Origin of the sequence: Ruegeria sp. HKCCD7221 (genome assembly GCF_013031225.1) — a bacterium.
In the GTDB taxonomy this organism is placed as follows: domain Bacteria; phylum Pseudomonadota; class Alphaproteobacteria; order Rhodobacterales; family Rhodobacteraceae; genus Ruegeria.
The window spans coordinates 12,623-26,642 of record NZ_WPZE01000004.1 but is presented as its reverse complement, the minus strand read 5'-3'; the positions used below and the strand labels follow the sequence as shown (position 1 = coordinate 26,642).

General features: G+C 58.8%; 12 protein-coding genes. 10 read left to right on the top strand and 2 right to left on the bottom strand.

Going from position 1 to position 14,020, the window contains the following annotated elements; all coding sequences use genetic code 11:
• The first annotated feature begins 5 nt into the window (after positions 1-5).
• From GOX73_RS11245 to GOX73_RS11235, 3 genes are read left to right on the top strand one after another with little or no spacing between them, the layout of a single operon-like run.
• A complete protein-coding gene (locus GOX73_RS11245) occupies positions 6-1,034 on the top strand; it encodes an ABC transporter permease (RefSeq protein WP_171125840.1) in 1,029 nt (342 codons plus the stop codon).
• A complete protein-coding gene (locus tag GOX73_RS11240) occupies positions 1,031-2,185 on the top strand; it encodes an ABC transporter permease (protein WP_171125842.1) in 1,155 nt (384 codons plus the stop codon). The genes GOX73_RS11245 and GOX73_RS11240 overlap by 4 nt, the downstream gene beginning before the upstream one ends.
• Entirely contained in the window at positions 2,182-3,537 is a 1,356-nt protein-coding gene (locus tag GOX73_RS11235) for a CoA transferase (protein ID WP_171125843.1), read from the top strand. Before GOX73_RS11240 ends, GOX73_RS11235 begins: the two co-directional genes overlap by 4 nt.
• 79 nt (positions 3,538-3,616) lie before the next feature.
• On the opposite strand, the gene GOX73_RS11230 is transcribed toward GOX73_RS11235, so the two are convergent.
• The gene (locus GOX73_RS11230; RefSeq protein ID WP_171125845.1) at positions 3,617-5,992 is read right to left on the bottom strand and encodes a mechanosensitive ion channel domain-containing protein; all 2,376 of its coding nucleotides are present in this window, start codon (positions 5,990-5,992) and stop codon (positions 3,617-3,619) included.
• Between the two features lie 368 nt (positions 5,993-6,360).
• On the opposite strand from GOX73_RS11230, the gene GOX73_RS11225 reads away from it, so the two are divergent.
• Genes GOX73_RS11225 through GOX73_RS11195 form a run of 7 tightly spaced genes read left to right on the top strand, consistent with a single transcriptional unit; the run spans position 6,361 to position 12,858 of the window.
• On the top strand, positions 6,361-7,575 hold the full coding sequence (locus GOX73_RS11225) for a glycosyltransferase family protein (protein WP_171134898.1): 1,215 nt from the start codon (positions 6,361-6,363) through the stop codon (positions 7,573-7,575).
• Positions 7,572-8,819: a glycosyltransferase family 4 protein gene (locus GOX73_RS11220; RefSeq protein WP_171125849.1), complete on the top strand. Its 1,248-nt coding sequence runs from the start codon at positions 7,572-7,574 to the stop codon at positions 8,817-8,819. The genes GOX73_RS11225 and GOX73_RS11220 overlap by 4 nt, the downstream gene beginning before the upstream one ends.
• Positions 8,819-9,895 (top strand): glycosyltransferase family 4 protein, encoded by a 1,077-nt coding sequence (locus GOX73_RS11215; RefSeq protein ID WP_171125852.1) that lies wholly within the window; start codon positions 8,819-8,821, stop codon positions 9,893-9,895. The genes GOX73_RS11220 and GOX73_RS11215 overlap by 1 nt, the downstream gene beginning before the upstream one ends.
• On the top strand, positions 9,892-10,476 hold the full coding sequence (locus GOX73_RS11210) for a histidine phosphatase family protein (protein WP_171125854.1): 585 nt from the start codon (positions 9,892-9,894) through the stop codon (positions 10,474-10,476). The genes GOX73_RS11215 and GOX73_RS11210 overlap by 4 nt, the downstream gene beginning before the upstream one ends.
• Entirely contained in the window at positions 10,473-11,615 is a 1,143-nt protein-coding gene (locus GOX73_RS11205; RefSeq protein WP_171125857.1) for a glycosyltransferase family protein, read from the top strand. The genes GOX73_RS11210 and GOX73_RS11205 overlap by 4 nt, the downstream gene beginning before the upstream one ends.
• A complete protein-coding gene (locus tag GOX73_RS11200; protein WP_171125859.1) occupies positions 11,612-12,385 on the top strand; it encodes a polysaccharide deacetylase family protein in 774 nt (257 codons plus the stop codon). Before GOX73_RS11205 ends, GOX73_RS11200 begins: the two co-directional genes overlap by 4 nt.
• Positions 12,382-12,858: a class I SAM-dependent methyltransferase gene (locus GOX73_RS11195; RefSeq protein WP_171125861.1), complete on the top strand. Its 477-nt coding sequence runs from the start codon at positions 12,382-12,384 to the stop codon at positions 12,856-12,858. The genes GOX73_RS11200 and GOX73_RS11195 overlap by 4 nt, the downstream gene beginning before the upstream one ends.
• On the opposite strand, the gene GOX73_RS11190 is transcribed toward GOX73_RS11195, so the two are convergent.
• Positions 12,859-13,998, bottom strand: a complete 1,140-nt coding sequence (locus GOX73_RS11190; RefSeq protein ID WP_171125863.1) for an alpha-D-ribose 1-methylphosphonate 5-triphosphate diphosphatase — start codon at positions 13,996-13,998, stop codon at positions 12,859-12,861.
• Positions 13,999-14,020 lie beyond the last annotated feature (22 nt).

Sequence of the window (14,020 nt, the reverse complement as noted above, 5' to 3'; positions counted from 1 at the left end):
GCTAAATGGTAATGCTGCGCTATGCGGTGTATCGCTTTTTCACGATGCTGCTGACGCTTTTGGTGGTGTCGGTGTTGATCTTCGTGATCATCAACCTGCCGCCCGGCGACTATCTCAGCAACCAGATCGCCGAGCTTCAGGCATCGGGCCAGTCTGCAGGCGTCGCCAAGGCCGAGTTTCTGCGTACGGAATACGCATTGGACCGCCCAATGTGGGAGCAGTATCTGATCTGGATGGGTTTCTGGCCCGGTCCCCACGGGTTCGAGGGCCTGATACAGGGCAATTACGGCTGGTCCTTTGAATTTGACCGTCCTGTGGCTGAAATCGTAGGCGACACCCTGTGGCTGACGGTGGTGGTCAACCTTGCCGCCATTCTGTTCGTCTACGCGGTCGCCTTGCCGCTTGGCGTCATTGCCGCTGCGCGCTCCCGGACGTGGATTGACTATACCTCGGCGTTTGTTGGGTATCTTGGACTGGCCACGCCGAACTTCCTGCTGGCTCTGATCCTGTTCTATTACGGCCACCGCTACTTCAACTTGCCGATCGGCGGCCTGATGGACCCGTCCTTCGAGGGCCAGCCAATGAGCTGGGACAAGATGAAGTCCATTCTGGTTCACCTGATTGTCCCTACATTCGTGATCGGCACGTCCGGCGCGTCTGCCATGATGCAACGCCTACGTGCCAATATGCTGGATGAATTGGGTAAACCTTACGTGGAAACGGCAATCGCCAAGGGGATGTCTCCGTCGAGGATGCTAACGAAATACCCGCTGCGCGTGGCCTTCAATCCCTTTGTGGCGGATATCGGTAACCTGCTGCCGTCAATGGTATCCGGCTCGGTACTGGTGTCGGTCGTTCTGGGTTTGCAGACCATCGGCCCGACCTTGCTGACCGCGCTGAAAACGCAGGACCAGTTCCTGTCTGCCTTTATCCTGATGTTCGTGGCCCTGCTAACCCTGATCGGAACCATGATCTCTGACATTCTGCTGGTCATGCTGGACCCGCGCATTCGCTATGAGGGGCGCGAGGCATGACCAAACGTTCCGACGGCCGCTTTGTTGACGACGCTCCGTTCGATCCGGATGCCGCCCGCCAACAACTTGAGCGCGCGGATTTGGACGCGCCCAACTGGGTTTTGGTCTGGCGAAAATTCAGAACGCACAAGCTGGGTCTGATCTCTGGCATCTTCCTGTTGCTGTGCTATCTGATGCTGCCGTTTGCGGGGTTCATCGCCCCCTATGGCCCGAATGAGCGCAACGACGAACACCTTTACGCCCCACCGCAAAGCATCAACTTTTTCCACGAGGGAAAGTTCGTCGGACCTTTTGTTTATCCAATCGTCGCCGAGGCTGACCTTGAGACATTCCAGTGGAAGTTCATTCCAGATGAGGAAGACCCGCGACCAATCCGGTTCTTTTGCGAAGGAACCGAATACAAGCTGGCGGGGCTGATCCGAACGGATACGCACCTGTTCTGTCCGCCCGAGGGCGCAACCCTGTTTCTGTGGGGCTCTGACCGTTTGGGCCGCGATGTGTTCAGCCGAATTCTATACGGCGCGCAACTGTCGCTTACGGTGGGCCTGATTGGTATCTCTGTTTCCTTCTTCCTTGGCATCTTATTCGGGTCCATGGCCGGGTACTTTGGCGGAAAGATCGACTGGGTTATCAACCGTGTGATCGAAATTCTACGCTCTCTCCCAGAACTTCCGCTGTGGTTGGCGCTGTCGGCTGCGGTGCCATCAAATTGGAGTCCAGTTGCGGTCTTCTTCATCATCTCGATCATTCTAGGAATACTCGATTGGCCCGGTCTGGCGCGATCCGTGCGCGCCAAATTCCTGTCCTTGCGGGAAGAGGAATATGTCCGCGCCGCCGAGATGATGGGCGCAAGCTCGGGCCGGGTGATCCGCAAGCACCTGTTGCCAAACTTTATGTCTCACCTGATCGCTTCCGCCACTCTGTCGATCCCGGCCATGATACTTGGGGAAACGGCGCTCAGCTTCCTGGGCCTTGGCCTGCGGGCCCCTGCCGTCAGTTGGGGTGTGATGTTGAACGATGCCCAGAACCTCGCTTCGATCGAGATCTACCCATGGACGGCGATCCCGATGCTTCCGATCATTGTTGTGGTTTTGGCCTTCAACTTCCTTGGCGACGGGCTGCGGGACAGTCTGGACCCTTATCAGCAATGACCCTGATCTCTGCCCTTCCCGCATCAGATGGTTATTTGACAACGGGATCGGGTTCCCGGCCTAGTCTCTATGCGGTCTCCGAACTGGCAACCGCCAGTTTCGCCGCTGTGGGTCAGGAACTGGCCCGCTTGATTGCTGCGCTGAACCTTGCCCCCAGCGCGCCAGAGGTTTCGGTTGATCATCGGCTGGCCTCGCTCTGGTATGGGTTTTCCTTCAAGCCGGACGGATGGGACATGCCAAGCCTTTGGGACGCCATCGCCGGGGATTATCAGGCCGCGGATGGGTGGATTAGACTGCATACCAATCTACCCCGTCACCGGGCGGCGGCCTTGAAAGTATTGGGTGCCAAACCGGAGCGTGAGGCCGTATCGGAGGCAGTGAAAACCTGGGCGATTTCTGACCTCGAAACCGCGATCGTCGCAGAGGGTGGCGTTGCCGCCGCCATGCGCAGCCGTTCGGACTGGTTGGATCATCCGCAGGGGCGCGCCGCGTCCCGCGATCCCTTGATCGGGTGGACCAATCCCCGCCAGATTACCTTGCGCGACAGGCCGCAAGCGACGGCAGAGCGTCCGCTGTCGGGCCTCCGTGTTCTCGATCTGACCCGCGTGCTGGCCGGGCCAGTATCCACACGCACCCTGGCCGGGTTCGGGGCCGAGGTACTTCGCGTTGATCCTCCGGGCTGGGACGAGCCCGGCGTGATCCCAGATATCTCTTTGGGTAAGCGCTGTACCTACCTGGATTTGAAATCACCCGCAGGCATTGAGCAATTGCAGTCTCTTCTGGCGCAAGCGGATGTGTTTGTACACGGTTACCGACCCGGCGCTTTGGACGCGCTTGGCCTGACACAGGCAAAGCGGGACGAACTTGCCCCAAACCGCGTCGAAGTCACCCTGAATGCATATGGTTGGCAGGGACCGTGGACCAGTCGGCGTGGCTTTGACAGCCTTGTACAGATGAGCAGCGGAATCGCAGACGCAGGGCGCGTCTGGGCAAAATCCGACAAGCCGACGCCGCTGCCGGTGCAGGCACTGGATCACGCAACCGGCTATCTGATGGCAGCTGCCATTCTTTCCGCGCTGGCCGAGGCCGCATCGGGTGGGTCTGTCATGCAGGCCCGGCTGTCGCTGGCTCGCACAGCCGAGTTGCTGGCAAGCCTCGCCAAATCCGAACCTTCAGAAGACATAACGCAGGCCATGCCCGCCGATTTTTCTGACACGCCCGAGAACTCGGGCTGGGGCAAAGGCCACCGCCTGAAACCTGCCCTCAGTGTGGGAAAGGCAAACATGGACTGGCCCCTGCCTGCGTCGAAACTAGGCTCATCCCCGCCCAACTGGCCGACATCTAAGCCGTAGCGCGCGGCACGCGCGGCCCGGCCCAACGCTTTGGGCAGTGCCTCGTCAGAGGCTCAATCCAAAGGGGCGGGAGCCGCCCCTAGCGATCATCACCACCACCCGGGCCGATATCGTCGAGGTAATCCTCGTCAATCGCAGCCTGCACCGCACCAGTTACGGCCTCACGCTGTTTTGGTGTCAGGTCCTCGGCTCCTTTTTCGTCGGCCAGACGAACCGTAACCTCGCGGTGGGCAAAGCGAATGCCTTCACGGGCGAACAGCTCGCGGATGTCCTGATAGACCTTCTTACGCACAAGCCACTGATCACCCGGCTTGGTCATGAACTTGACCCGAATGATCATCGCGGAATCCTGCATTTCGATCACGCCCTGCGACTTGAGCGGTTGGATGAAATTGTCACCAATCACCGGGTCACTCAGCAATTCCTGACCCAGCTTTTTGATCAGCTTGCGCACCTTTTCGACGTCGGTGTCATACGTCACCCGCAGCGGCAGTTTCATGATCACCCAGTCGCGGGAATAGTTAGTCAAAACTTTGATCTCGCCAAAGGGAATGGTGTTCAGCGCGCCCAGATGATGACGCAGTTGGAACGACCGGACCGAGATTTTCTCAACCGTTCCTTTAACATCACCAATGTCAATGTATTCTCCCTTGCGGAACGCATCATCCATAAGGAAGAACGCGCCCGAGAAGATATCACGCACCAGCGTTTGCGAACCAAAGCCCACAGCCAGACCCACGACGCCCGCACCTGCAAACAGGGGACTGACATTGATGCCCAGTTCCATCAGGGCAATCAGTGCGATGGTCACGACAACTACGGCAAGGATCGCGCCACGGAACAGCGGCAGCAACGTGGCCAATCGGCTTTGCCCGCCTTCGCCCCCTTCGTCGCCCAATTCGGCTTCACCTCCGCCGTCATCAATCTCTTCGGCAATCTTGCTGTCGATCCAGACACGGAAGAAATGGAACAGGATATACCCGATGAACAGGATGACCATCACGTCGAGGGCACGTTCGATGGGCAGGTCATCGCTCCAGCTTGCATCCGGGTTCCAGATCACCACCAGCGCGTACAGACCAACGACAAAGGCCAGAATACCGGCGACGCGCCGGGCCAGATCCTCATACGTCACGATCGAGTGCTTGCGCCGCTCCGCCAGCGGTGTGTCTATGATTTCCGGTTCCTCATCCCTTTCGGCCTCGGCATTCATTTCTTCAATCTTGCGATTGCGGTCGAAATACCGTTCCAGAAGGTAGTTCATCGCGCCATACGCAATGACGACCGACATGAAGATGGCGTAGCTGCTTGCGACAATGGGAATCGAATTGTCGTTCTCCAGCACCAGATCGACCGCCAGTTTGAACCAGCTAAACACCATGTAAACGATCAGAACCGGGGCCCAGGCGAACGAGATAAATCGCAAAATCCATGACACTTGATCCGGTGCCCTGCCCCCGCGGATGGCATTGGATATGGAGCGCGCGTTGAACAGGATCATCAGCACATTGCCTAGCGCGCCAACCATCGTCAGGCCGCCATAGACCATGGCATAGACGTTGTAATTCAGGCCGAAATCCGCAACCCATGTCGAAAACAGCACCACGGTGATGTCATAGGTCGCCAATGCGGATGCCCAGATATACAGCCGCTTAGCATCCCGATCCGAAAACGGCGGCAGTCGGTACTGGCTTAAATACGGCGACAGCACCATACGCCACAGGTCCGACACCGTTCGAGACAGGAAGAATGCCGTGAATATCGCCGTGACCGTAAACTGGATCGAGATATCTTCGGCCTCACCAAAGAACAGATATCCGACGATCAGCGCCATCAACATTGCAAAGACCGTGGCTCCGATCCCCATCAAGAAGCGGAACACCAAAAACGGCATCTTTTCGCGATACCCCTGCGGGTTTTCCTTGGACCGCGCAACAACGATCTTCTTGGCAATACGTTTGCCGTAAATCTCGGTGGACAGCCAACGCCCTAACAGCAGGAAAAGGACATTCCAGAACAAAACCTCGACATAGGTTTGAATGCGTCCGTCCGGGCTGGTCTGCCGCAAAATGTACTGAACTTCGAATATCGAATACGGCAACGCCTCAAGCCGCGAGACCATCGACTCGCGGAACTTCGAAAGCCGCTCCTGCGCCTTCATAAGTTGCGAACCTTCGGCCATCGGGTCATGCGGCTCGGATTCGGCCGAGGTGTCCTGTTGCGCACCCGTTGAAACGATCTGACCTGCGCTGTCGATCACGATGACACTGGCACCGCTTTCAGTGGCTGACCGAATTGCGGCGGCCAGATCGCCTTCGCCAGTTGTGTCTTCGGTGGTGCTTGTGGCGGCGCCGTATCCGGGAACAAGCGAGGTCTGCGCTGCAGCCCCATTTACCAAAACCACTGGCATCATCCAGACCAACAGGGCGAGAACGGCAAAAAATCTAAGTTTCATCAGGTGTTCGATCCAGTTCGGCATTTGCACAAAACACTACAGAAGCGTGACGCGGTGTTCAAATATTCAGCCTCGCGCTTCTCGTGATCGTGTCTATTCGTGTCTCGGGTGCACCGACGCCAATTGAAGTGTTTTCAACCCAGAAAAAACTGCATATGACCTGATAGACGGACTGCAAACTGATGCCTGCGCTCTGTGTTTGATGTAGGACAGGGAATATCTGGCAAATCACAACTAAGATGTAGCTAAATCGCAATGCTTACCGGTTTCGGGTCATCTCAACCGAGTTTTTGCAAGCGCAGGGAAAACATATACGATACAGGTGCAAACGCGCGGAGCTGCACCGGAACACTAAGACAGGCGAAAGCATGAGCCTAGGAAGACAAAAAGATACAATCGGCCGTGCGCCCCGCATCCTGTTTTACAGCCATGATACGTTTGGACTGGGTCATTTGCGCAGGTCTCGTGCATTGGCCTCGGCGATTACGCAGGCTGACCCGAGCGCATCTGCGTTGATCCTGACAGGATCACCGGTCGCGGGCCGATTTACATTTCCGCGCCGCGTGGACCACGTCCGCCTGCCCGGGGTGACGAAACGGGCTGATGGGTCCTATGCCTCGCAAACGATGGGCATGGGCATTGAAGAAGTGACGGAACTGCGGGCAGGCTTGATTCAAACTGCGGTCCAGCAGTTCGAGCCTGACGTCCTGATTGTCGACAAGGAACCCACCGGATTCCGCGGTGAGCTGCTGCCAACGCTTGAAACGCTGTACCAAACCAAGGACACACGCTTGGTCTTGGGGTTGCGCGATGTTCTGGATGAACCCGAAGTTCTTGCAGCCGAGTGGGACCGGAAAGAAGCCGTTACCGCGACCGAAAAATACTATGACGAAATCTGGGTATATGGCTTGCGGTCGATCTATGATCCCACCAGTGGCTTGCCCCTTAGCCCGGCTACGCAATCCCGCATCCATTGGACCGGCTACCTGCGGCGTGATCTGGGGCCAATAGGTGAACCGCCCGAGCAACCCTACATCCTGATCACTCCGGGCGGCGGTGGCGACGGCAAGGCGATGGTCAATCTGGTTTTGTCCGCCTACGAACAGGACCCGGACCTTTCCCCACGGGCCGTGCTGGTCTATGGCCCTTTCCTGTCCGGTGAGTTGCGCGAGGATTTTGAAACACGCGTCGCCGCCCTGAATGGCCGCGTGACAGCCGTGGGCTTTGAATCCCAGATCGAAACACTATTTGCGGGTGCCTCTGGTGTGGTTTGTATGGGGGGCTACAACACCTTCTGCGAGGTGCTGTCTTTCGACAAACGCGCGGTCATTGTTCCGCGCACAACGCCAAGATTGGAACAGTGGATCCGGGCCTCGCGCGCGGAAGGTCTGGGACTGGTTCGGATGCTGGACGAAAACCGGGACGGGCTGACAGCCGACGCGATGGTACAGGCGATCCGCGCGCTACCCCATCAGCCGCTGCCCTCTCAGGCCATTCAAGACGGGCTTCTGGATGGGTTGGATTATGTCACCAGCCGTGTTGACGCCCTGCTGGGTGGTGAACGGGAACGGGCCACCGGATGACGTCCACCCCCCCGAAACTGGCGGTGCTGGTCAAAGGGTGGCCGCGCCTGTCCGAGACGTTCATCGCGCAAGAACTGGTTGCCTTGCAGGACGCAGGCCATCGCTTTGATATCTGGTCCCTGCGGCATCCGACTGATGTGAAACGCCACCCGCTGCATGATCGGTTCGAGGGTCGGGTGCACTACCTGCCCGAATACCTTTACCAAAAGCCTGATCGCGTCCGGGCTGCCAGGCACCTGGCCCAAGGCTTACCCGGCTATGCTCAGGCCTATCGGGTCTGGCGTGCTGACCTGCGTCGTGACCCGACGCATAACCGCATTCGACGCTTTGGGCAGGCGTGCGTTCTGGCCGCCGAACTGCCGCAGGCGACGCGGGCGTTGTATGCCCATTTCATGCATACGCCATCATCCGTCGCCCGCTATGCAGCCATCATGCGCGGCCTGCCCTGGAGCTTTTCCGCCCACGCCAAGGACATTTGGACTTCGCCCGATTGGGAAAAATCCGAAAAACTGCGAGCCAGCACGCATGGCGCTGCGTTTGGCGCGACCTGTACCGCAGTCGGGGCGGAACACCTACGCAGTCTGGCCGACGATCCAAGGCGGGTTGATCTGATCTATCACGGGTTGGACCTGACGCGGTTCCCGCCCCCACCAGATCGAACGCCCCGCGCCCCGAATGACCCGTTTCATATGCTGTCCGTTGGGCGGCTGGTCGAAAAGAAGGGGTTCGACCGTCTGATCGACGCACTTGCCATGCTACCGGGCGAGCTGAACTGGCACTGGACGCATATTGGTGGCGGCACCTTGGGAAAGGCCCTGCAGGAACGCGCGCTGGCCGCCGGGGTCGCGCATCGGATCACGTGGAAAGGTGCCTGCGACCAGCCGGAAGTCATCGCTGCCATGCGCGAAGCCAACTTGTTTGTGCTGCCCAGCCGCATCGCGTCAGATGGGGACCGGGACGGCTTGCCCAACGTGCTGATGGAGGCCGCGTCCCAGCGCCTGCCGATCCTGTCCACACCCATCTCCGCGATCCCGGAGTTCATCGAAACCGGGCGGCATGGCGTTTTGTCCGACGATGATCCTGCGGCCCTGGCTTCCGCCATGATCCAGATGGCCACCGATCCCGGCGAAACCGCAGTAATGGCAGACGCTGCCTATGACCGGCTCATCGCCGATTTTCGGATGGATCCGGGCATCGCGCGTCTTTCCCAGCGGCTCAACGCCCTTGGCGCGGGTCCGGACTAATGGCGCGCGTCGCCTTTTACACGCCAATGAAATCACCGGACAGCCCGGTTCCTTCGGGTGACCGTGAAATGGCGCGCAACCTGATGCAGGCCATTGGCGCGCAAGGTGACACGGTTGATCTGGTGTCGCGCCTGCGCATCTACGACAAGAACGGCGACACCGACGTCCAAGAGGCATTGCGCAAGCAAGCCGAGACAGAGTCGCAGAGACTGATTACAGAATTGCCTACGGAAACGGCGCTTTGGGTGACCTATCACAACTATTACAAAGCGCCGGACCTACTGGGCCCTCGCGTGTGCAAAGCCCGCAACATCCCTTATGTGCAATTGGAAAGCACGCGCGCCACAAGCAGGTTGAAAGGCCCATGGGCCGGGTTCGCGCACGCTGCACACGATGCATGCGACGCTGCGCAGGTGATCTATTACCACACCGCCAACGACCTGATTACGCTGGAACGGGAAAGGTTTGGAAACCAACGTTTGGTGGAACTGCCCCCGTTCCTACCACTTTCAGAGCTGCCGGCCCTATCAACATGCACAGGACCGATGCTGACGGTTGGAATGATGCGGCACGGCGACAAGCTAGCTTCATACGAGATTTTGGCGCAATCGCTGGATCATTTACAGGGCGATTGGTCCTTGAAAATAGCGGGGGATGGTCCGGCCCGCGCAGAGGTCGAAGCGTTGATGTCCCCCTTCGGTTCAAAGGTGCAGTTTCTGGGTCAACTGGATCGGGACGCGTTGCAGGCCCATTACCACACCGCGTCCCTGCTGGTTTGGCCCGGCGTGAATGAGGCCTATGGAATGATCTATCTAGAAGCACAAGCCAACGGTGTTCCGGTTGTGGCTCAGGACAGGCCGGGCGTTCGTGATGTTCTGGCTCCGGGTAACTATCCGTCGGTGGAATCCGGTCCTTCTGCGTTGGCTACGCGCCTTCAAGACCTGCTGAATGACAAGCCGCTGCGCCAATCAATCGGACGTATGTCGCGCGAACGGATTGCGTCACGACACCTCATGCCTGCGGCCACTGACAGGTTCTGGCAGGCCGCACGGCCATTGATCGAGGGACGCCAATGACCCGCCTTGCACTGCTGCGCCACGGACATACGGAGTGGAACCGCGCCGGTCGCATACAGGGGCGCAGCGACATCCAACTCGACGAAGAAGCGCGCCAGGACTTGTCGACCTACAGCCTGCCGCAACCGTGGGACACGGCGGACATTTGGTCCAGCCCGCTTGCGCGGGCCCGCGAAACAGCCCAGTTGGTATCAGGACAGGACCCCATGATGTCCGCTGCACTGACCGAAATGAACTGGGGCGACTGGGAAGGTCTGCGCGGTGTCGACCTGATCGCTGATACAGGCAGCGGCTATCGTCATATCGAGGATTGGGGATGGGATTTTCGACCTCCGAACGGGGAAAGCCCTGCGGATGTGAAGATGCGATTGCGCCCGTGGCTGGACTCAATGCGCGCAGATACCGTAGCGGTCTGCCATATCGGTATCATGCGGGTCATTCTAGCCCTGGCCTGGGGTTGGGATTTTAGCGGGATCCCCCCCTTCAAAATCAAGCGCAACCGCCTGTATATCATTGATATGGATACAATGCGCCCCGACCCCGAGCCCGTCCGCCTGATCCGGGCAGAGGTTCCCGAATGAAAGTGATGATCGTCGTCACCCATCTGCTGGGGACAGGGCACCTGAGCCGCGCTCTCACGTTGGGGCGGGCCTTTGCGCATGACGGCCATCAAGTCCTGCTGGTATCCGGCGGGATGCCCGCGCCGCAACTGGACAGCGCCGGAATGACGGTGTTCGGGTTACCACCTTTGCGATCGGACGGCACGGATTTCACACGACTGCTGACCCAAACAGGCGACGTTGCCGATGACGCCTATGTGCAGGCACGTAAACGGGCGCTGGTAGAGGCGGTGCGATCCTTTGCGCCGGATACTCTAATCACCGAGCTTTATCCCTTTGGGCGCAGGTCGTTGACGGGTGAATTCAGCGCAGCACTTGAAGCGGCGCAAGAACTGCCTGCCAAACCCGTCATCCTGGGATCTGTGCGGGATATTCTTGCTCCGCCGTCCAAGCCTGCAAAGGCTGAACGCACCGAGCAGATCGTGCTGGGAATCTATGACGGCATTTTGGTCCATTCCGATCGGAAAGCCGTATCGTTGGATCTAAGCTGGCCTGTCTCGGAACAGCTTGAGAAACGGCTATTCTACACAGGCTTCGTTGCGCCCAATGCACCTGATCCGCACCCCGACGCCATGGGTCGGGGCGAAGTGCTTGTCAGCGCCGGAGGGGGTTCGGTGGGGCAACCGATCTTTCGCGCGGCCATCGAAGCCGCCAGAAAGATGTCCAGCAGGCGCTGGCGCCTGCTGGTCGGTGGACAGGACGCAAGCGAACGCATTGATCACCTGTCCCAATACGTTGGCGACGCTCCGGTAACACTTGAAAGAGTACGACCAGATTTCCGTCAAATGCTGACCCACGCGACCGCATCGGTTAGCATGTGCGGATATAACACCGCGCTCGACATCCTTCAGACCGGAACAGCCGCAGTATTCGTGCCATTCGATGATGGCAAAGAGGTTGAGCAAACCTTACGCGGGCGAAGTCTTTCAAACCTGCCCGCAATTGACGTTCTGCCAAGTCAGGACCTGAACGGCGACACGTTGGCGACGGCGGTAGGCCGCGTTATTGCTGCCCCAACCAGACCAGCCGCAGAATTTGGGTTTAACGGTGCAGCAAAGTCTGTGGACATCGCCAAGACCCTTTGGGAGCGGCGCACATGATCGTCGATTGGCGTCCTTTGATGGTTGAACTTGAGATCTGGCACAACAAGGGCCTGTCGCTGCCTCTTTGGTGGCGCGACGACGATGCAACAACCACGACACAACAGCTTGATCGTCTGACGGCCCTGTCAGATAGGCTTGGTTTGCCAGTGCATCTGGCGGTAATCCCACATGACGCGGGCGACGCGCTGACGGACCATGTCACTGACAACCCCTGCCTGATCCCGGTCGTTCATGGATGGGCCCATCAAAACCACGCACCGCAGGGCGAGAAGAAATCAGAATTCCGCCTGCACCGACCTATGTCAGAGATACTGAAGGATGCACAAAACGGGCTGGACCGATTGAAAGTATCGTTCGGCGAAAGGTTGTGCCCGATGTTCGTACCGCCATGGAACCGAATTGCCCCAGACGTGGTAAAAGAACTGCCCGATTTGGGTTACCAGTTTTTGTCTACTGCCACACCGCGAAACGCCGCTTACCCGGTGTCAGGACTTCAGCAGGTCAATACGCATCTTGATCCGATTGACTGGCGCAGAACACGGGGATTGATCGCCCCGGACGTCCTGATCAACCAAGCCGTGGACCTGCTGCGGGATCGCCGTGAGGGGCGTACCGACAACGCTGAACCCTTTGGTGTTCTGACCCATCACCTTGTTCATGACGAAGACATCTGGACATTCACACGAGACCTGTTGCACCGGCTTCTGGATGGGCCTGCCGTTATCTGGACCGCGCTGCAAAACGACACAAAACGGAGACCCGAATGAGCCGACTGGATTCCATGCTGCGCCGCCTGACGGCCCAAAGAGATGGGCTGGACTGGGCAGCCGAACAGATATCCGACATCATCGGGGACGTTCTGGATATGGGTCTGGGAAACGGTCGAACCTATGATCACCTCAGAGAAATCTTGCCGGACCGCCGCATCTGGGTGATGGACCGGGTTCTGCAATGCCATCCATCCAGCACTCCGCCGCCCGAGGATTTTCTGCAGGGCGAAGCGGAACCCATGCTCGAAAAGCTGGCCGCTGGTGGGCAAAAAATGGCGATGGCACACTATGATTTTGGGCGCGGCATCAAGGACGAGGATGTGGCCGAAGCGGCTCGTCTCAGCCCCCTTATAGCGCGCGTAATGCGTCCGGGCGGGCTATTGATCTCGGGTCAGCCCTTGGTGGGGTTCGACCAGATTAGCGGCCCGGACACCATCGCCCCGGACCGGTACCTGTTCTACAGGGCTTGATCAGGCCACACGGCGTCCACGCGACCAGACACCATTTAGCGCAGGCGCGCCCTCGCGCATTCGGAACCGAATGACGTCAGCGCGGGCCCCGACGCGCAATTCGCCGCGATCATTCAGTCCGACGACCTGTGCAGGCGTCTGCGTCACGGTCCGCAATCCACGTGCCATGTCCCCCCACATCTCGCCCAATCGCGCCGCCGACAGCAAAAGAGCGGCAGGCACATAGTCTGACGACAGAATGTCGAGATGCCCAAGCTCGGCCAGTTCATGCGCCGCGACATTGCCGGAATGGGACCCGCCCCGGATGACATTCGGAGCGCCCATCATCACCTTGATTCCGTGATCGTGGCAGGCACGGGCGGCCTCAACCGTTGTGGGGAATTCGGCCAACGTAATTCCATGCCCTGCGGATGTGCGCACTTGCGCAGCCGTGGTATCATCGTGACTCGCCAACATCGCGCCAAAGCGCCGGGCGGCCTTGACCGTTTCGACTTCGTGCCTGTCGCCAAAGCGTTCGCGCAACGCCTTGAGTTGGGCGACATGCTGAAGAAAGTCGTCATCATTCATGCCATGCTTGCCCTTCATATAAGCCTCAAGCTGGGTCATGTCCCGAAACTGCCGCTGGCCGGGGGTATGATCCATCAGCGAAACAAGGCCCACACGGTCGCCTGCGTCAAACTCGTCAAGCTCCTCGACCAGTGTCTCGGAACAGACCTCTGCCCGAAGGTGCAGGAAATGGCTGATTTTCAGCGCGTCCTGCTCGCGCAGTTGCCAAAGCTCGCGGGACAGGTCGCGCGCATATTTCTTATAGCGCTGGCCGCTGGGGATCGAGCCGATGCGCATGGCGTCAAACACGGTGGTGATCCCTGTGCTGGCCAGTTCAGCATCATGCGCGAGGATGGCCGCTGCGTGGGGCCAGTCGACCTTGGGGCGCGGCTGAATGTGACGTTCCAGATTGTCGGTGTGCAATTCGACCAGTCCGGGGCAGACAAAATCCCCTTCGCAGTCAATCGCAGCTGCAGGAATCGCAGCACCCGACGCGACCTCGATAATTGTCTCACCCGCAATCCGAACGCTGCCAGTTAGCGTCTCGTTGGGAAGAACGAGTGTGGCATTGGCAAGGATCATTTCTTCTGTCATCTGAACTTCACACGGTTTGAGC